Source organism: Kitasatospora sp. NPDC057904, assembly GCF_042887925.1.
Classification (GTDB): domain Bacteria; phylum Actinomycetota; class Actinomycetes; order Streptomycetales; family Streptomycetaceae; genus Kitasatospora.
In genome coordinates this window covers 725718-742824 of sequence record NZ_JBHVOL010000002.1, presented here as the reverse complement: position 1 = coordinate 742824, position 17107 = coordinate 725718, and the positions used below count along the sequence as shown (strand labels likewise).

Sequence of the window (17107 nt, the reverse complement as noted above, 5' to 3'; positions counted from 1 at the left end):
GTAGTCGTACCCGATGGTGAAGCGGGTCGGCAGGCAGCACTCGGTGTACTCGATGACGGTCGATCGGCGGTGATGGCGCGGTGATGGCGTTGGCGCAGTCGTCGACGAGTGCTCATCGACGACCGCGGGCACTCAGGGGGTGAACGACTCCAGGTGGTCGAGGCGGACGAACCGGGCCTCCGGGCTGGCCCGGTGGACGGCGGCTTCGAGGGCGTCGAGGCCGCCCCAGTCCACGGCGGGTTCGGTCAGGGGGTGGTCGAAGTCGTCCCAGTGTGTCGGTATGACGTACGGCGGGTGGTCGAGGGCGTCGAGCAGGCGCGGCACGTAGTCCGGGACGGAGCCCCCGCCGGGCTGCATCAGCAGGACGTCCGGGGCGAGGCCGGTGAGGTGGCGGGCGTCGTAGTTGGCTCCGCCGCTGTCGAGGATGCGCAGCCGGTCGTTGCCGACGGTGATCAGGTAGGCCAGCGTGCCGCCCTCGATCAGGTCGGAGATCACGCGCGGGCGGGGCGGCGGCGCGCCGGGCCTGGTGCCGGGGAAGGGCACCTTCGAGCGCGGGCCGGTCATCGAGTGCAGGGAGTCGACGACCCGGATCGTGTAGCCGTCGAACTGCAGGTACTCGCCGCCGCGCACCACCGACAGCTGGTCCTGCGGCGCGCCGAGCGCGGTCAGCAGGTTGGCGTGGCTCTCGGTGCCGAGCACGGTGGCGCCCGTGCGGGCGGCGAGGTGCGGGACGTCGGGCAGGTGGTCGTAGTGGCCGTGGGTCACCAGGATCTGGTCGGCGCGCAGTCCGAGGCGGTCGATGGCGGCGGTGTCGACGCTGAGCGGGGTGGCGGGGTCGGCGCCCTGCGGGGTGTAGGTGCCGGTGCGGAAGCGGGTGATCCACGGGTCGATCAGGATCGTCGTGGGGGTGGCCGGGTCGCCGAAGGTGATCTCCCAGCCGTTGTTGCCCAGCCAGCGCAGGGTGACCCCCGAGGAACCGGGTGGTCCGGGGCGGCGGCGTCGGCGGTCGGACGGCCGGGCTTCAGCGGGGGGCGTGGCGGTGCCGAGCACGGCGGCGCTCGTCGCCGAGGCGGCCAGCAGGCGGCGGCGGGACAGGGGCATCGTCAACGGTCTCCTCTGGTCGGTGAATCGGGGGCGGGTCAGCCGAGCGTGCCGACGACCGCCTTCGTCGCCCGGGCGATCAGGGCGTCGTCGGAGGTGGCGCCGGCCTTGCCGCGGTCGGAGAGGACGACGATGACGATCGGGCTGCGACCGCCGGCCGGCCATGCGAGGGCGACGTCGTTGCGGGTGCCGTAGCCACCGTTGCCGGTCTTGTCGCCGATCTTCCAGTCGGAGGGCACGCCCGCGCGGATGTACGGGTCGCCGGTCGTGTTGCCGGCCAGCCAGTCGGTCAGGAGCCGGCGCCGGTCCTCGGTGAGGGTGTCGCCGAGTGCGTAGCGGCGCAGGTCGGCGGCGAAGGCGCGGGGCGTGCTGGTGTCGCGGGTGTCGCCGGGGGTGGCCTCGTTGAGGGTGGGCTCGGTGCGGTCGACGCTGGTGGTCGTGTCGCCGAGCTCGCGCAGGGACTGCTGGACGGCCGCCGGGCCGCCGAGTTCGGCGGTGACGAGGTTCGCCGCGGTGTTGTCGCTGTACTGGATGGCGGCGGCGGCCAGGTCGCGCACCTTCATGCCGGTGGCGACGTGCTGCGACGTGATCGGCGCCCACGCCAGCACGTCCTCCTGGCGGTACGCGACCACCTTGTCCAACTGCTCGTCGGAGGCCTTGCGCAGCAGGGCCCCGGTGGCGAGCGACTTGATCGTGGACGCGAACGCGAACCGCTCGTCGGCGCGGTAGGAGACCTCCCGGCCGCTGCCGGTGTCCAGCGCGTAGACGCCGAGGCGGGCGCCGAACTGCTGCTCAAGTCCCTTGAAGGAATCGTCGGTTGTGGCCGCGACGGTGGCTGTGGCGGTGGCGGTCGGGGCTGCGGCGTTCGTGCTGCCGCTCGTGCCGCTCGTGCCGCTCGTGCCGCTCGCTGCGCTCGTGCCGCTGTGGCCGCACCCGCTCAGCAGGGTGACCGCGAGCAGGGCCGCGGCGGGCAGTGCGGTGCGGGGGAGGCGTCGGATCGTCGGTGGCATGGGTGGTCTCCAGTGCGGGTGGGGTGGCGGGCCGTCGCCCTCAGCCAATCAGCCCGTCAGGTCTCCAGTCCAAGACCATGATGGTGAAGGGATCGATACGAAATTGCCTATGATTGCTGCCCATGGACCTGCTGGGGCACCTCCGCCACTTCCGCGCCGTCGCCGAGGAGCGGCACTTCGGCCGCGCCGCCGAGCTCCTGCGGATCGCCCAGCCCTCGCTCTCCCAGCGGATCCAGCGCCTCGAACGCGAACTCGGCGTGACCCTGTTCGACCGCGGTCCGCGCGGGGTCGACCTCACCCCGGCGGGCCGGCTGCTGCTCGCGGAGGCGGAGGAGGTGCTGGAGGGCTCCGCCCGTCTGCTTGCCGTCGCCGCCGACCTGCGCAGCGGCCGGGCCGGCACCCTGCGCGCGGCCGTGCCGCCCGAGCTCGGACCGGCCGCCCTGGCCGCGCTGCTCACCGGTTTCGAGAGCGCGTCCCCGGGCACCCGGCTCGAACTGCGGGAACTGCCCGTCGCGGCCGTCGTGCGCGAACTCGCCCAGCACACGGTGGACGTCGCCGTCGTCCGTCACCCCTGCCCGGCCGACGGACTGGCCTTCGGGCCGGTCCTGCACCAGCCGCTCGGCGTCCTGCTCGCCGCCGGGAGCCCGTACGCCGACCGCCCCGAGCTGGCGGTGGCCGAACTGACCGGCCGGCGTCTGGTGCTCTTCCCCCGCGCCACGGCCCCGGCGCTGTACGACGAGGTGCTCACCACCCTGTCCCGGCACGGCTGCACCCCGGAGGCCGTCGTCGACCCGCCGGGACCGGACGTCGCCGGCGCGCTCGTGCTCACCGGCAGCGCCGTCGCCCTGGCGCCGCGCACCGCGCCGCCGGCGGGTACAGTCTGGCGTCCGCTGACCGGCACCCCACTGGCCTGGCGCACCTCCACGGCCTGGCCGGCCGGGCGCGGCGGGCCCGCCGTCCGGCTGTTCGCCGAGGCCGCCCACGCGGCGCTGACCGGACCCGGCGGCCTCCTGCCCCAGCCGCCCAACCGTCCGCTCCACCCCCGGCCCGCAATGGAGTTCCCGCTGTGACCAGCGACCGCGTACCCAGCGACCGTACGAGAGCCGACCGCCCCGCCGGTGACCGCAGGGCCGGCGACCGCCCCGCCGGCGCCCGTGCCGCGCGCGCCCGCATCGCCGCCGCCTTCGCCGACGCCGGCGTCAGCGGCCTGCTGCACGCGCGCGACCTCGACACCGGCGCCGAGATCGCCGTGGGCGCCGACACCGCGGTCAGCACCGCGAGCGTCCACAAGCTCTGCCTCCTGGTCACGCTGTTCCGCGAGGCCGCGGAAGGCCGGATCGACCTCACCCGCCAGGTGGACGTCCCCGCCGCCGGCCGCACCCCGGGACGGACGGGCCTCGCGGCCATGCTCGACGCCGCCCGCCTCTCCCTGCGCGACCTCGCCTACCTGACCGCCGCCGTCAGCGACAACGCCGCCGCCGACGTGCTGTGGGCCGAGGTCGGCCTGGACACCGTCAACCGCACCATGGCCGACCTGGGCCTCACCCGGACGGTGGCCGTCCACACGCTCGGCGGCATGACCGCCGCCCTCGTGGAGGACACCGGCCCCGACTCCCCGGTCGACCCGGCGGTGGTCGCCCGGCTCCGGGTCCTCGACCCCGCCTTCACCAACCACAGCACCCCGCGCGACATGACCGCCCTCCTCGCCGCCCTCTGGCACGGCGACGCCTGCCCCGGCGACCACGGCGCCGCCCTGCGCCGCCTCCTCGGCCTCCAGGTCTGGCCGCACCGCCTCGCCGCCGGCTTCCCCTTCGACGACGTCCGCGTCCACGGCAAGACCGGCACCCTCCCGACCCTGCGCCACGAGGTCGGCGTCGTCGAGTACCCCGACGGCGGCCGCTACGCCCTCGCGGTCTTCACCCGCGCCGCCGCCACCGCCATCACCCTCCCCGCCGCCGACGCCGCCATCGGCACCACGGCCCGCCTGGCCGTCGACGCCCTGCGGGCGACGGCACGCCCGGGAGAGTAACCCGGCCCGCCTACCGGATCGCGCGGGCCGCGGTCAGGGCCGCCGTCACGCTCCCCGCGACGTCGGTGACCGGGTAGAGGACCTCGCGGACGGTGCGGGTCCGGTCGACGACCAGGGTGAGGCGCTTCAGGCGGGTGGTGCCGGCGGCGCGGAGGGTGGGGAGGCGGAGGGCGCCGGTGAGGTCGAGGGCGAGGTCGGAGAGGAGGGGGAAGGCCAGGCCCTCGGCTTCGGCGAACGCGCGCTGCTCGTCCGGGCGTTGGGTGGAGATGCCGCGCACCGCCGCGCCGGCGGCGGTGAAGTCGGCGAGGTGGTCGCGGTAGGTGCGTGACTCCAGGGTGCAGCCGGACGCGCCGGGCACCGTCGACCAGCCGGGCGGGTAGGACTCGGCGCGGACGAAGGCGCCGGGGAAGCAGTACAGGACGGTGGTGGCGTCCGGGGCGACGGGATCGTGCTCCCGGCCGTCCGCGCCCGGGAGCAGCAGGTCGGGGACCCGGGTGCCGCGCAGCGCGTGGACGCGTTCCGCCTCCCGGGAGTGCTCGGTGGCGGTGGCCGTGGGGGTGCCGTCGCCCAGCACCCAGCTGTCGCCCCAGTCCTGGAGGGCGACCAGGACGGGCAGCAGGGCGCGCCCGCGCGGGGTGAGGCGGTACTCGTGGCGCGGCGGGCGGTCCTGGTACTGCTCGCGGGCGAGCACGCCGGAGTCGACGAGCAGGCGCAGGCGTTCGGCGAGCACCTTGCGGGAGAGGCCGAGCTCCTGCTGGAGCTGCTCGAAGCGGTGCAGCCCGCGGGCCGTGTCGCGGACGATCAGCAGGGTCCAGGTGTCCCCGACCACGTCGAGGGCCTGGGCGATCGCGCAGTTGTCGTCCGCCGGGCCGCCGCGCCGGACCATCGTGGCCTCCTTCCGGGGGTGATCACCAGCGTTGACCTTAGCCCCGTCAGCCTGACATAGTCCGTTCCGAAAAGGAACTGACTACGGGGGTGGCCGGGTGGCCGAGCGGAACGGGACCGGGGACGGCACGGGGAACAGGGGCGCGCTGCGGGCGCTGCCGAGGACCGTCTGGATGCTGGCGGCCGGCGGCTTCGCCAACATGGTGGTGTCTTTCACCTTCGTGTACCTCTTCGTCTATCTGACCGGCCCGCGCGGGCTGAGCACGGCCGCCGCCGGCACCATCGCCGGCGCCGGCGGCCTCGGCCTGGTGGCGGGCAACTTCACCGGCGGCTGGTTCGGGGACCGCTTCGGCCACCGCCGGACGCTGCTCACCGGGTCCGCCGTCTCCGGCGCCGGACTGCTCGCCCTGCCGGTGCTGCCGACGTCCGTGCTGCTCCTGGTGCTGCCCGTCTTCCAGTACGCCGCCGGCACCGTGCGCGCCTCCAACTCGGCGCTCGTCGCGGTGGCCGTGCCGCCCGGCGACCGGCGGCAGGGTTTCGCGGTGATGCGCTTCGCGGGCAACGCGGGCTTCACCATCGGCCCGTTGCTCGGCGCGCTCATCGCGACCCACTGGTCGTACGAGTGGCTGTTCCGCATCGACGGGCTCGGGTCGCTGCTGTTCGCCGCGTACGCCGCCAAGGTGCTGACCGCCGACGGGCCGCGCAGCGGCCGGACCGTCACCCGCGGCGGCCTGTGGGCGACGCTCCGGGAGCGGCCCGCGGTGCTGGTGCTGCTGCCCGCGATCGTCGTCGTGGACACCGTCTACCGGCAGCAGTACTCGGTCCTGCCGGTGTTCCTCGCCGACCACGGCATCGGCACCGGCGTGTACGGCGCGGTGCTGGCGATCAACGGCGGCCTGATCCTCGCGCTGGAGGTGGTCGTCACCATGGCGCTGCGCGACCGGGCGCCGCTGCGGATCATCGGCACCGGCCTGCTGCTGGTCGGCGCGGGCTTCGCGGCGCTGGTCGCGGGCGCGTCGGTCGTCACCACGGTGGTGATGATGGTCGTGGTCACCGCGGGCGAGATCCTCTACAAGACCCCGGCGACGGCCTTCGTCGCGGACAGCGCACCGCCCGAGTACCAGGGCCGCTTCCAGAGCCTCTACGCCGGGGCCTCCACCAGCGGCACCGTCCTCGCACCCCCGCTCGGCGGCGCCCTCTACCAGTCCACCCCGGGTCTGCTCTGGCCCGCCTGCGCCTGCCTGGCGGTCCTCGCCGGCCTGGCCGTCTTCGCCGCCGGCCCGCTGACCGCCCCGCGCACGGCGAAGGGCTCACCCGTACCGGAGGCGGTCGGGGGCTGAAGGGGCCCGCTGTCACCGCCTGTTCGTCGGGGACGACGAGCGGGCGGCCAGGTAGTCCCTGGCCGCCTGGGGGGCCTTGGCGTAGGAGCCGGCGTCGAACGGGGGCTGGGGGTCGTACTCGATGGCGAGTTGGAAGGCCTCGGCGGCGGTGCGGCCGGCGGTCAGTTCGGCGAGGCGCAGGGCCATGTCGATGCCCGACGAGACGCCGGCGGCGGTGATGATGTCGCCGGGTTGTTCGACGACGCGGTGGGGCGTGTAGGTGGCGCCGTAGGACTCCAGGATGTGGACGGCGCTCCAGTGGGTGGTCGCTTCCAGGCCGTCGAGGAGGCCGGCGGCGGCGAGGAGCAGGGAGCCGGTGCAGACCGACGTCGTCCAGGTGGTCGTGGTGTGGACGCGGCGGATCCAGTCGAGCAGCGGCTCGTCGGTGAGGCGGCTGCGGGCGCCCGGGCCGCCGGGGACCACCAGGACGTCGGCTTCCGTGACGTCCTCGAAGGGGGCCGTCGCGACGACGTGGAGCAGGCCCGCGCCGTCCGTGCAGGGGCCCGCGGTGGCGGCGGTGAAGACGACGTCGGCTTCCGGGAGCATGCGGAGGACCTCGTACGGGCCGACGGCGTCGAGTGCGGTGAAGCCGTCGAAGATCGGGATGGCGATGCGCATGGGGGTGCCTTCCGGGGAGGGGTGGTGTCGTCCCCGGTCCGGCGCCCACCCCGGGCGAAGCGCTCGGGGGAAGAGCTCGGGGGAACTGCTCACCGTTCCAGCGTGACCGGGCCCGGGTGCAGCGGCAAGGACACGGATATGACGAGGTCCGTCATCGCGTGGGAGGGGGGCTATCCCCAGGCGAGGTCGGAGGCCAGCCCCAGGGTGTCGCGGACGGATCGTGGGCGATCATCAACGGCAGGAGCAGGAAGCCGAGTCGGGGATGGGTGATCGCGCATGGGTGGGCTGATCGGGCGGCGTTCGCTGCTGCGGGCGGCGGCAGCAGCAGCGGCCGGGGCGGGGGCGCTGGCGGTGCCGGCCACGGCCACGGCCGCGCGTGCGGGGGAGGAGCAGGAGCCGGTCCGGGCCGCGCTGTTACGCGCCTCCCGGCCGCTGCGCTCCACGGTGCCGGGGGCGGACCCGTCCGACCTCCGGGCGTTCGGGGCGATGGTGGGGGACGCCCGGGTCGTCGGCCTGGGGGAGGCGACGCACGGGTCGCACGAGTTCTTCGCGATGAAGGAGCGCGTCTTCCGGTACCTCGTGGAGGAGAAGGGCTTCGGCGCCTTCGCCCTGGAGATGAGCTGGCCGGCCGGGCTGCTCGTCGACGAGTTCGTCCAGGGCGGACCCGGCGACGCGCGCCAGGTCGTGCGGGCCGCGTTGGGCGGATCGCCGTGGGAGCGTGAGGAGTTCCTGCACCTCGTCGAGTGGATGCGGGACCACAACCGGCGCAACCCCCGCCGCCGCGTCCACTTCATGGGCGACGACATCGGCGCCCCGCGCGTCGGGGACGCCTTCTTCGAACGGGTGACGGGATACGTCCGGCGCCGGCACCCGGAGCTGCTGCCGCGCTTCACCGAGCTGTACGCCGGCCTGCGCCCCCTCGACGACAGCTTCGCCTACCTGCGCCGCCCGCTCGCCGAGCGGCAGCGCCTCGCGGGCAACGCCGAAGTGGCTTTCAAGTTGATGGAGAGTCAATATAGCCAGAGCGGCGCGGAGTTCGCGTGGGCCGTGCAGCACGCCCGCTCCATCGCGCAGACCGCGGTGTTCCTCGGGGTCGACCTCCAGGACGAAGGGGCGCTGCGCGCCGCGATGCTCCACCGCGACCGGGTGATGGCCGACAACGTCGTCTGGTGGCACCGGCAGACCGGCCACCGCATGCTCGTGTCGGCGCACAACGGCCACGTCGCGTACGTCCCCGACGACCCCGACCAGCACCCGAAGGCGCAGGGCGGGTTCCTGCGCGAGGCGCTCGGCGGCGGGTACCTCCCGGTCGGGTTGACCTTCGGCCGGGGCTCCTTCCTCTCCCAGGATTCGCAAGCGTCGTCCGGGCTCCCGGACCGCGAGTGGACGAAGTTCACGGTGGGCCCGCCCGCGCCCGGCACCACCGAGGAGACCCTCGACCGGGTCCGCGGCGGCGACTTCTACCTCGACGTCCGCAGCGCCCCGCCCGCGGCCCGCGCCTGGCTGGACACCCCCCGACCGCTGCGCAGCATCGGCACCGGGTACCCCGTGCCGCTCAGCACCGTGCGGATCGCCGAGTCCTTCGACGTGCTCGTCCACCTCCACCGGGTCCGGGAGGCGGACAAGCTGGGCTGATCGGAACCCGGTCGGCAGCCGGGGCGCGTACGGCCGCTCCGGGGCGGCCGTCTCGTCCCCCGTCAGCCGCACGCCGAGCGCCGCTCGTGCGCGAGACCCTGGACCTCGCCGCCGACGCACAGCAGCTCCTCGTGCTGCTCCCGGCCGAGGCGGAGAGCGCCGCGCACGTCGACCGGCTGACGCGGCCGACTCCGGGGCGGCTGCGGGTGGTCTCGTGACGTCCGGGCGCAGGGCCCGGACTCCCGTACCGGGTGTCACGGAATTGGGTGCGAGAATTCCGGAATGGAATCCTGGAATTCCTGGACCGCAATGCCGTCATGCCATATGAATATCCGATGAGGCTACTGATTACTCTCTGCTTGCAGCGGGAGTGCGGCCTGCCTTACCGGTGGCTTCTGGCCTGCGTAATGCTTGTGCAGGTGATAGTTTTCGGTAAGTGCAGAAAGAATTCCTGACGGCAGGAAATACCTCATGAGAGCGAATCGAGGTCGGGCGCTCGCGGTCGCGGCGGTCACTGCGGGCGGCCTGCTGGCCACCACCGTCCACCCGGCCGCAGCCGCCCCGGTGTACCCGGTCGAGTACCACTTCGCGATCGGCTTCCCGGCGGGCTTCCTCACCCCCGACACCGCCCCGCCCGGCGCGAACGACTGGTCCTGCCGGCCCGGCGCAGCGCACCCGGAGCCGGTCGTCCTCGTGCACGGCACGGCCGAGAACATGAACGACAACTGGCGCGGCGCGGCCCCGCTGCTCGCCAACGCCGGGTACTGCGTCTACGCGTTCGACTACGGCGGCGCCCCCGGTGCGCCGATGCAGGGCCTCGGGCCGATCGAGGACTCCGCCCGGCAACTGTCCGCGTTCGTCGACCAGGTCCTCGCCGCCACCGGGGCGGCCAAGGCCGATCTCGTCGGACACTCCCAGGGCGGCGGCGTGCTGCCGCGCTACTACCTGAAGAACGACGGCGGCGCCGCGAAGGTGGCCAAGCTCGTCGGCATCACCCCCCTCAACGAGGGCACCACGTTGGACGGCCTCAGTGTGCTCGCGACCGAGTTGCACATCCTGGAGCCGGCGAACGCGGTGCTCGACACCGCCTGTCCGGCCTGCGTCGAGCAGGAGGCGGGCTCCCCGTTCATCGCCGCGCTCGACGCGGGCGGCGCGACCCTCCCGGGCGTCGAGTACACCGTCATCGCGTCGAGGTTCGACGAGGTCGTCACCCCGTACACCAACTCCTACCTGCCGGCCGGGCCGCACGTCACGAACCTGACCCTGCAGGACCAGTGCGTGGCCGACGCCGCCGACCACCTGGAGGGCCCGTACGACCCGGTCGCGCTGGCCGACGTCCGCAACGCGCTCGACCCGGCGCACCCCGTCCCGGTGCCGTGCAAGCCGGTGCTGCCCGTCCTCGGCCCGCTGCTCTGACGGTGTCGCCCGGCACGCCGCCCGTAGCGGCGGCGCGCCGGACGACACGCCCTACGTCAGCTGTGCTTCCACGTCACCGAGAAGGCACTGCCCCCGCTGAGCCCGGAGGTGGTGGCCTTGGTGGTGCTGCCCGAGGCCATCGTGATGCTCGACGCGCCCGCGGCGCTCAGGCTCTGGCCGTTGGCGGTCGCCCCGCTGAAGCCGACGGTGCCGAAGTTCGAGAGCGGCAGGACGCCGGTGGAGCTCGACGGCGCCTCCGCGATGACCTCGGCGGAGGCCAGGGCCGCGCTGCGCAGGGTCTTGTTGACGCTGCGCTTCCAGCCCTGGGTGGTGTCGGAGAGCGTGAGCGTGAACGACCCGGAGCCGTTGGTGGTGACGCTCGCGGTGAAGTGGTCGCCGGGCCGCACGGAGTTGGAGAAGTTCACCGGGTACGCCGGGTACATCTCGTACCAGGACGAGTACACCGGCGAACCGCCCGAGCAGTCCGCCTCGGTGCCGAGCTGCTCGACCGAGTTGCTGCCGTCCCCGTCGATCCCGACCCAGAAGCTGGACCAGGTGTCGGAGCCCGAGCAGGACACCGACGGCTGCACCCAACTGGCGCTGACGCTGGTGAACTTGCCGCCGGTCGCGGCGTACCCGGCCCAGTTGCTGCTGGTGCTGCGCAGCACGCCGCCGCCGTGGTGGCCGAGCGGTGCCTGGACGATGGCGGGGGCGGTGGCGGCGAGGGCCGGTGCCGCGCCGCCGAGGACGGTCAGCAGGGCGGCGGAGGAGGCGACAAGGGCGCGTCGAGACGTGCGTCGACGGGCTATGGACATGGCTACTCCTGTGTGAGGGGGTGGAGTTGACCAAGCGTCGACAACGGTAAGGCCGGCGGTTGGCGGTGATGAGTCACCGGGCGGTAAAGAAATCCTGGGGATTCCTTGGATGTCCCTGGACTTCCTCGTGGCGGCCGCATGGCCTATCCGGTCGCATCGTGGCCACGAGCCACGCTCGATCAGGCCACCGGCGATCAAGTTCGGCCAGTTTCAGACTGTTTCGGATATCGACGATTCGGTGGCGGGCGCAGGCGGGATGATCGCGGGCGGGTTCGGGTGTCATGGCCTGGCCACCTGCCGGTGACTGCGTGGGGGTGCCCGCTTGAGCGTGGACAACGACTTCGACGACCTTGACGGGACCGAGGGCCGCCTCGACGACCTCGACGACTTCGAGGAACTGGACGAGCTCGCCGACTTCGACGAGTTCCTCCGCGTCTGCGCCGGGCTGACCGGCTTCGACGAGCCGGAGCTGCGGGCCACCGGGATGGCGCACGAGCACCACCGGACCGTGCTGGCGCACCGGGTGCGGGACGAGCACGCGCTCGTCCACCTCTGGTACGTCGGGGCCTGGCCGGGGGAGTCGCCCGGGTCCGCGCGGGCCTACGACGGGGCGCTGGTGTGGCGGACGTTCCACGCCGACCCGCCCGGCGCCGCCGCACCGGGCCACGGGAGTTGGGGCGACACGCCCCGGGGAGGCGAGGAACTGTGAGCACGCGCTGGGACGCGGTCGTCGTGGGGGCGGGCATCGCCGGCTCGCTGGTCGCCCAGCGGCTGGGGGCGCAGGGCTGGCGCGTGCTGGTGCTCGAAGCCGGCCGCACCGTCCCCGGCGCGGCCGAGACCGCCGCCGCCCACCGCGCCGCCGGCGGCGGCCCGCCCACCTCGGCGTACCCGCACAACCCCGACGCGCCCTCACCCGACGTCGGCGACCTCGCCGGGCCCGGCGGCCACCTCGTCCAGCACGGCCCCCTGCCCTACGCCAGCGGCTACCTGCGCGCCAACGGCGGCACCGGGCTGCTCTGGACGGGCCTCACCCCGCGCATGCACCCCGAGGACTTCCGCACCGCCGACCTCGGGCACGGCCGCAACTGGCCGATCGGCTACGACGACCTGGAGCCCCACTACCGCGACGCCGAACGCGAACTCGGCGTCGCGGCCGACGCGGACGACCAGCGCACCGCCGTCGGACTGCCCCTCCCCGACGGCTACGAGTTCCCGATGCGCGCCATCCCGCCCTCCTACCTCGACCGCCGGCTCGCCCGCGACCTCGACGGTCGCACCGTCCGCGACCCGGCCGTGCCCGTGCCCGCCCGCCTCGCCGTCACCGCGACCCCGCACGCCCGCAACGGCCGGCCGACCCGGCCCGGCGACGCCACCGGACCGCTCTGCGCCGGCAGCGCCAGTTGCGTCCCGGCCTGCCCGACCGGTGCCAAGTACACGCCGCGGCGCACCCAGGCCCGCTGGTCCGCGAGCGTCGAGCTGCGCACCGGGGCCGTCGTCAGCCGCGTCCTCGCCGACCCGGCGACCGGCCGCGCCACCGGCGTGGAGTACCTGACGCACGGCGGCGAGGCGCACCGCGTGGACGCCGGCCTCGTCGTCCTCGCCGCGCACGCGATCGAGAACGCCCGGCTGCTGCTCCTGTCCGGTCTCGCCAACCGCAGCGACCAGGTCGGGCGCAACCTCATGGACCACCCCGCCCTGCTCACCTGGGGCCTGATGCCGGGCCCGGTCGGGCCCTACCGGGGGCCGGGCTCCACCAGCGGGTTCGAGGCCTTCCGCTTCGGCGCCGGACGGGAGCGGCGGGCTCCGTTCCGCATCGAGATCGGGAACTGGGGCTGGTCCTGGGCCGGGGGAGACCCGCAGTCCGAGGCCCGGGCCGCGCTGGCCGCGGGACTGCGCGGCAAGGAGCTGCGCGAACGCCTCGGCGACCGGCTGGGCCGGCAGTTCTCGCTCCAGTTCGAGCTGGAGCAGCCCGCCGACCCGGCCAACCGCGTCACCCTCGACCCCGACCGGCGCGACCCGCTCGGCCTGCCGCGCCCGGCGATCCGCTACGACCTCACCGCGTACGTCCGCGACGGCATGGCCTCCGCCCGGGCCGTGTCCGACCAGCTGTTCGCGCTGCTCGGCGCCGAGGACCACACCGCCTACCCGGCCGGACCGGGCTGGCCGGGCCGGGTCGAGCACGGGGGAGTCGCGTACGGGTACCGGGGCGCGGGCCACGCCGGCGGCACCCACGTCATGGGCGACGCACCCGGCACGTCCGTCGTCGACCAGTGGCAGCGCAGCTGGGACCACCCCAACCTGTACGCCGTCGGCTGCGGCTCGATGCCCTCCCTCGGCACCTCCAACCCGACGCTCAGCATGGCCGCGCTCGCGCTGCGCAGCGCCGAGCGGATGCACCTCGACCTGCTGGACGTGCGCCGCCCGCTCGCGGTGGGCGCCGAACGCACCGGACCGTCCTCCCCCCTCCTCCCCGCATCGAACCCGGAGACGCCATGACCGGCCTTCCGCTCCCGCCCGTGCCGGAGCCGTACTACCTCCCCTTCCACTACGGCGCCCTGCACAACATCGGCGTCGACTACCTGGTCGGGCCCGAGCGGGCGCGCGAGCTGCTGCGCAAGCGCCACCCCGGGCTCGTGCCCGCGCTGTTCGACGGGCGGGCCTGCGTGTCGCTCAACTACCAGCTGTACTTCGCGCAGTACCCGGGCGGCGGCGGGATCACCCAGGAGGTGGAGATCAACCTCGTCGCCCACCCGGAGTTCGCCGAGGAACGCCTGCCCGAGCTGAACTACGGGCAGTACGCCCGGGGTTACGACCAGACCAAGCTGCTCGGCATCGCCCGGCTGCACGTGCTGTGCGACAACCCGCTGGCCATCGACGCCGGGCGTCTCCTCTACGCCGAGCCCAAGCGGGCGGGCTGGTTCGAGACGTTGATGCCCTCCCTCAACGCGCCCTCCGTGAACGAGCGTTGGTCCGTCTCCTGCCGCCGGGCCACCGTCGACGACGGCGGGCTCCAGCGCCACGAGGAGGAACTGCTGTCGCTGGAGGCGGACTTGGCCGGCCTCGCGTCCGAGCCGGTCAACAACACGCCGATCACCGGCTACGGCACCGACGACGAGGGGCGGCTGCTCGCCGGGCCGCTCAACGTCTACCAGCCGTACCGCTTCTTCGCCCTGGACGACCGTTCGGCCGACCGCGTCCGCCTCGACGTCGGCAACCCAGCCGAGGAGCCCGCCCGCGACCTCGCCCACCTCGTCGCCGACGCGCCGGCGGCGGGCGTGTGGACCTACCAGTCCGCACCGGTCGCCGCCCACAACCGGCCGTACTACATCCGCTGACCCGCCCCTGCGAGGTCGTCGGCGAGCAGCTGCTCCGAAAGGTCCCACAGCCGCCGGGCGTTGTCCGCGTCGAGGGCGTAGCGGGCGACGCCCTGCAGCGGGGCGCCGCGGCGGTCCAGGACCTCGGCCTCGTTGCAGTCGGCGAAGTAGCGGCCGCCGACGCCCTCCAGGAGGGGTGAGACGGCGAGCAGGACGGAGGTGGCGGCGCCCTGCTCGACCGTCTTCACGAGCTCGGGCGGGACGGAGCCGCTGCCGCGGCCCTCGGTGTGGCGCTGGAGGTTGGTGAAGATCGCGCCGGGCATGACGGCGTTGGCCGTGATGTTGTCGCCTGCCCAGCGGCGGTCGGCCTCCACGGAGAAGAGGACGTTCGCGGTCTTCGACTGGCCGTAGGCGAGCCAGGGATCGTACGGACGGAAGGCGAAGTGGACGTCGTCCCACACCACCGGGGACAGCTGGTGCCCGCTGGAGCTGACGGTGACGACCCGCGCGGCGCCGTCGGCGGCGAGTGCGCGGTGCAGGCCGGTGGTGAGGGCGAAGTGGCCGAGGTGGTTGGTGGCGAACTGCCACTCCCAGCCCTGCTCGGTGTACCGCTCGGGGCAGGCCATGACGCCCGCGTTGTTGACGAGGACGTGCAGCGGGCCCTGCCAGGCGGCGGTGAAGTCGCGGACGGAAGCGAGGTCGGCGAGGTCCAGGCGGGCGGCGTGCACTTCGCGGTTGCCGGTCGCGTCGGTGATGTCCTTGGCGACGCGCTCGCCCGCCGCGACGTCGCGGACGGCGAGGGTGACGGCGGCTCCCGTCCCGGCCAGCGCGCGGGCCGTCTCCGCGCCGAGGCCGGAGGAGGCGCCGGTGACGACGGCCCGGCGGCCGGTGAGGTCGACGCCCCGGGCGATCTCGCTGGTGGTGCTCGCGAAGCCGTACGGGGTGGTGATGGGGGTGCTCATGCGCTGAACTCCTCTGTCGAGGTGGTGGATTGTCACGAGGTCAGAAGGCGGTCCTGCTCGGTCGGCGGCGTGCCGCCGTGCCAGTCCAGGGCCCGGCCGAAGCGGATCAGCTCGCCGTACAGGGGCGGGTCGACGGGCTCGGCGAGGACGAGGTCGAGCACGGCCCGGGCCGCCTCGGCGGGGGACTGCGCCTGGCCGTAGTCGCTGAACCACGGCCGGGACGTGGCGGTGTCGACCATGCCGGGGCAGACGGCCGCGATCAGGATCCCGGCGGCGAGATCGTGTGTGCGTCGTTCGGCGGCGACCGCCCGGACCGCGGCGACCTGGGCCACCTTCGACGGCACGTTCAGCCAGCGGGGCCAGCCCTTCTCCTCGGCGGTGCCGTGGTGGACCGCGGCGCGCCACGACTCGACGGCGTACTCGACCTGGTCGAGGTTCGCGCCGTCGAACAGGTGCCGCAGGCGCGGGTCGAGGTGACCGAGGGTGCCCAGGCTGCTGGCCACCACGAGCAGCCGGCCGCCCGGGCGCAGGACCGGGCCGAAGGAGCGCAGGACGGCGTGGGTGGCGGAGTTGGAGACGTCGATGAACTCGTCGGCGCGCTCGGCCTGGGACTCGCCGGGCAGCAGGCGGGCGACGGCGTTGGAGATCACGATGTCGACGCCGCCGTGGCGGCCGTGCAGGTCGTCGGCGAGCCGGCCGATCGCCTCGGTGTCGGTCACATCCAGGACGCGGCCGTGCACCCGGGCGCGGCTGTCCGGGCGCCGGGCCACCTCGCGGGCGGCCTCGGTGACGCGGCCCTCGTCGCGCCCGGTGAGCAGCACCAGGTCGTCGGTGGTGAGGCGGGCCGCGAGGCCCTCGACGAGGGCGCGGCCGAGGCCCTGGTTGGCGCCGGTGACGAGGGCGACGCGGGGAGCGGTGGTGTTCACGCGTACGGCGGTCATGCCTGCCACGGTAGGAAGGCCGTGACCATGATGCCAGCGAAAGAATCGCACACGTGATATGCGTGAACGTCATGGACTTCACGGACGTGTCGCTGACCGCGCTGCGGGTGTTCCGCACGGTGGCCGAGCAGGGCACCTTCACGGCGGCCGCGGCGTTGCTGGGCTACACCCAGTCGGCGGTGTCCCGGCAGATGGCCTCGATCGAACGGGCGGCGGGCGCCGAACTGCTGGAGCGGCGGCGGGACGGCGTCCGGCTGACGGCGGCCGGGCGGCTCGTCCTGCGCCGGGCGACGGTGGTGCTCGACGAGATCGACGCGGCCGCCCGGGAGCTGTCGGGCCTGCCGGAGGAGGGCGGCACCGTGCGGCTCGGGTGGGTCGCCACCGCCGGGACGACGCTGGTGCCGCAGGCGCTGGCCGCCCTGCGGCGCGGCGACCCGGGGGTGCACGTCGTCAGCCGTGAGGGCGGCACCCCGGCACTGGTCCGGGCGCTGCGGGCGGGCAGCATCGACCTCGCGCTGCTGTCGTCGGCGCCGCCGTTCCGCGCGCCGGACGCGGAGTCGCCGGCGCTGGTGGTGCAGACGCTCACGGAACGCCCGCTCTGCCTGGCCGTGCCGGCGAACCACCCGCTGGCGCGCGGTGCGTACGTCGACGCTGCCGACCTGCGCGGGCAGCGGTGGATCGCCGGATCGGCCTCCGGTGCGGACCGGCTCATGGGGGTGCGGCCGGGCCTGGACGAACGACCGGAGATCGTGCACACCGCCCGCGACTGGCTGGCGAAGCTGCACCTCGTGGCCGCGGGCTGCGGCCTGACCACCGTGTCCCCCGCGATGGCCGCCGCCGCGCCGCCGGGGGTACGCGTCCTGCCCGTTCGCGGCGGGCCGCAGGAACTGCGGCGCCTCCTGCTGGCCCGCCTCCCCGGCTGCCCGAGCGAGCCCCTCGTCCGCCTGGCCGCCGCCCTGCGGTCGGCCGCACTGGGCACCGGCGCCGTCCCGGAGCCGTGAG

General features: G+C 74.4%; 18 protein-coding genes. 11 read left to right on the top strand and 7 right to left on the bottom strand.

Going from position 1 to position 17107, the window contains the following annotated elements; translation table 11 throughout:
- Positions 1-132 precede the first annotated feature (132 nt).
- Both ACFVSN_RS08650 and bla read right to left on the bottom strand, forming a co-directional pair.
- Entirely contained in the window at positions 133-1101 is a 969-nt protein-coding gene (locus tag ACFVSN_RS08650; protein ID WP_387954158.1) for an MBL fold metallo-hydrolase, read from the bottom strand.
- Between the two features lie 38 nt (positions 1102-1139).
- Positions 1140-2111 carry a class A beta-lactamase gene (bla, locus tag ACFVSN_RS08645; protein ID WP_387954156.1) on the bottom strand — a complete coding sequence of 324 codons (972 nt, stop codon included), beginning with the start codon at positions 2109-2111 and terminating at the stop codon, positions 1140-1142.
- Positions 2112-2233: 122 nt separating this feature from the next.
- Here bla and ACFVSN_RS08640 point away from each other — a divergent pair, with 122 nt between their 5' ends.
- Together ACFVSN_RS08640 and ACFVSN_RS08635 are read left to right on the top strand one after the other, a co-directional pair.
- Positions 2234-3181 carry a LysR family transcriptional regulator gene (locus ACFVSN_RS08640; RefSeq protein ID WP_387588485.1) on the top strand — a complete coding sequence of 316 codons (948 nt, stop codon included), beginning with the start codon at positions 2234-2236 and terminating at the stop codon, positions 3179-3181.
- 101 nt (positions 3182-3282) lie between these two features.
- Complete coding sequence (locus tag ACFVSN_RS08635; RefSeq protein ID WP_380492442.1) at positions 3283-4140, top strand: serine hydrolase; 858 nt, start codon at positions 3283-3285, stop codon at positions 4138-4140.
- A 10-nt stretch (positions 4141-4150) separates the two neighbouring features.
- Here ACFVSN_RS08635 and ACFVSN_RS08630 read toward each other — a convergent pair whose 3' ends face one another.
- Positions 4151-5026: a winged helix-turn-helix transcriptional regulator gene (locus tag ACFVSN_RS08630; RefSeq protein WP_380437070.1), complete on the bottom strand. Its 876-nt coding sequence runs from the start codon at positions 5024-5026 to the stop codon at positions 4151-4153.
- A gap of 172 nt (positions 5027-5198) precedes the next feature.
- On the opposite strand from ACFVSN_RS08630, the gene ACFVSN_RS08625 reads away from it, so the two are divergent.
- Positions 5199-6365, top strand: coding sequence for an MFS transporter (locus ACFVSN_RS08625; RefSeq protein ID WP_387954217.1), 1167 nt, complete (start codon positions 5199-5201; stop codon positions 6363-6365).
- 12 nt (positions 6366-6377) lie between these two features.
- Here ACFVSN_RS08625 and ACFVSN_RS08620 read toward each other — a convergent pair whose 3' ends face one another.
- Positions 6378-7022, bottom strand: a complete 645-nt coding sequence (locus tag ACFVSN_RS08620) for a DJ-1/PfpI family protein (RefSeq protein WP_387954154.1) — start codon at positions 7020-7022, stop codon at positions 6378-6380.
- 276 nt (positions 7023-7298) lie between these two features.
- Between ACFVSN_RS08620 and ACFVSN_RS08615 the strand changes: the two genes are divergently transcribed.
- From ACFVSN_RS08615 to ACFVSN_RS08605, 3 genes are all read left to right on the top strand, one after another.
- Positions 7299-8657 (top strand): erythromycin esterase family protein, encoded by a 1359-nt coding sequence (locus ACFVSN_RS08615; protein WP_387954153.1) that lies wholly within the window; start codon positions 7299-7301, stop codon positions 8655-8657.
- Between the two features lie 86 nt (positions 8658-8743).
- Complete coding sequence (locus ACFVSN_RS08610; protein ID WP_380500660.1) at positions 8744-8875, top strand: hypothetical protein; 132 nt, start codon at positions 8744-8746, stop codon at positions 8873-8875.
- A 253-nt stretch (positions 8876-9128) separates the two neighbouring features.
- Positions 9129-10073 carry a lipase family alpha/beta hydrolase gene (locus tag ACFVSN_RS08605; protein WP_380500659.1) on the top strand — a complete coding sequence of 315 codons (945 nt, stop codon included), beginning with the start codon at positions 9129-9131 and terminating at the stop codon, positions 10071-10073.
- Between the two features lie 56 nt (positions 10074-10129).
- On the opposite strand, the gene ACFVSN_RS08600 is transcribed toward ACFVSN_RS08605, so the two are convergent.
- Positions 10130-10888 (bottom strand): G1 family glutamic endopeptidase, encoded by a 759-nt coding sequence (locus ACFVSN_RS08600; protein ID WP_380492307.1) that lies wholly within the window; start codon positions 10886-10888, stop codon positions 10130-10132.
- 109 nt (positions 10889-10997) lie between these two features.
- Here ACFVSN_RS08600 and ACFVSN_RS08595 point away from each other — a divergent pair, with 109 nt between their 5' ends.
- The 4 genes from ACFVSN_RS08595 to ACFVSN_RS08580 are packed head-to-tail and all read left to right on the top strand — an operon-like array spanning position 10998 to position 14223.
- Positions 10998-11192 (top strand): hypothetical protein, encoded by a 195-nt coding sequence (locus tag ACFVSN_RS08595; RefSeq protein ID WP_387954151.1) that lies wholly within the window; start codon positions 10998-11000, stop codon positions 11190-11192.
- A gap of 18 nt (positions 11193-11210) precedes the next feature.
- A complete protein-coding gene (locus ACFVSN_RS08590) occupies positions 11211-11597 on the top strand; it encodes a hypothetical protein (RefSeq protein WP_387954150.1) in 387 nt (128 codons plus the stop codon).
- Positions 11594-13384, top strand: coding sequence for a GMC family oxidoreductase (locus tag ACFVSN_RS08585; RefSeq protein ID WP_387588503.1), 1791 nt, complete (start codon positions 11594-11596; stop codon positions 13382-13384). Before ACFVSN_RS08590 ends, ACFVSN_RS08585 begins: the two co-directional genes overlap by 4 nt.
- Positions 13381-14223 (top strand): hypothetical protein, encoded by an 843-nt coding sequence (locus tag ACFVSN_RS08580; RefSeq protein WP_380437052.1) that lies wholly within the window; start codon positions 13381-13383, stop codon positions 14221-14223. The genes ACFVSN_RS08585 and ACFVSN_RS08580 overlap by 4 nt, the downstream gene beginning before the upstream one ends.
- Here ACFVSN_RS08580 and ACFVSN_RS08575 read toward each other — a convergent pair.
- The gene (locus ACFVSN_RS08575; RefSeq protein WP_387588505.1) at positions 14211-15164 is read right to left on the bottom strand and encodes an SDR family NAD(P)-dependent oxidoreductase; all 954 of its coding nucleotides are present in this window, start codon (positions 15162-15164) and stop codon (positions 14211-14213) included. The two genes, ACFVSN_RS08580 and ACFVSN_RS08575, sit on opposite strands and share 13 nt — an antisense overlap.
- A 32-nt stretch (positions 15165-15196) precedes the next feature.
- Entirely contained in the window at positions 15197-16105 is a 909-nt protein-coding gene (locus ACFVSN_RS08570; protein WP_380437048.1) for an SDR family NAD(P)-dependent oxidoreductase, read from the bottom strand.
- Positions 16106-16176: 71 nt separating this feature from the next.
- Between ACFVSN_RS08570 and ACFVSN_RS08565 the strand changes: the two genes are divergently transcribed.
- Positions 16177-17106 carry a LysR family transcriptional regulator gene (locus ACFVSN_RS08565; protein ID WP_387954215.1) on the top strand — a complete coding sequence of 310 codons (930 nt, stop codon included), beginning with the start codon at positions 16177-16179 and terminating at the stop codon, positions 17104-17106.
- Position 17107 lies beyond the last annotated feature (1 nt).

Bases quoted from the DNA above. Each gene is read 5' to 3' on its own strand.
- ACFVSN_RS08650 (WP_387954158.1), bottom strand. From the start codon at position 1,101: ATGCCCCTGTCCCGCCGCCGCCTGCTGGCCGCCTCGGCGACGAGCGCC.
- bla (WP_387954156.1), bottom strand. From the start codon at position 2,111: ATGCCACCGACGATCCGACGCCTCCCCCGCACCGCACTGCCCGCCGCG.
- ACFVSN_RS08640 (WP_387588485.1), top strand. From the start codon at position 2,234: ATGGACCTGCTGGGGCACCTCCGCCACTTCCGCGCCGTCGCCGAGGAG.
- ACFVSN_RS08630 (WP_380437070.1), bottom strand. From the start codon at position 5,026: ATGGTCCGGCGCGGCGGCCCGGCGGACGACAACTGCGCGATCGCCCAG.
- ACFVSN_RS08625 (WP_387954217.1), top strand. From the start codon at position 5,199: ATGCTGGCGGCCGGCGGCTTCGCCAACATGGTGGTGTCTTTCACCTTC.
- ACFVSN_RS08620 (WP_387954154.1), bottom strand. From the start codon at position 7,022: ATGCGCATCGCCATCCCGATCTTCGACGGCTTCACCGCACTCGACGCC.
- ACFVSN_RS08615 (WP_387954153.1), top strand. From the start codon at position 7,299: ATGGGTGGGCTGATCGGGCGGCGTTCGCTGCTGCGGGCGGCGGCAGCA.
- ACFVSN_RS08605 (WP_380500659.1), top strand. From the start codon at position 9,129: ATGAGAGCGAATCGAGGTCGGGCGCTCGCGGTCGCGGCGGTCACTGCG.
- ACFVSN_RS08600 (WP_380492307.1), bottom strand. From the start codon at position 10,888: ATGTCCATAGCCCGTCGACGCACGTCTCGACGCGCCCTTGTCGCCTCC.
- ACFVSN_RS08595 (WP_387954151.1), top strand. From the start codon at position 10,998: ATGTCCCTGGACTTCCTCGTGGCGGCCGCATGGCCTATCCGGTCGCAT.
- ACFVSN_RS08580 (WP_380437052.1), top strand. From the start codon at position 13,381: ATGACCGGCCTTCCGCTCCCGCCCGTGCCGGAGCCGTACTACCTCCCC.
- ACFVSN_RS08575 (WP_387588505.1), bottom strand. From the start codon at position 15,164: ATGAGCACCCCCATCACCACCCCGTACGGCTTCGCGAGCACCACCAGC.
- ACFVSN_RS08570 (WP_380437048.1), bottom strand. From the start codon at position 16,105: ATGACCGCCGTACGCGTGAACACCACCGCTCCCCGCGTCGCCCTCGTC.
- ACFVSN_RS08565 (WP_387954215.1), top strand. From the start codon at position 16,177: ATGGACTTCACGGACGTGTCGCTGACCGCGCTGCGGGTGTTCCGCACG.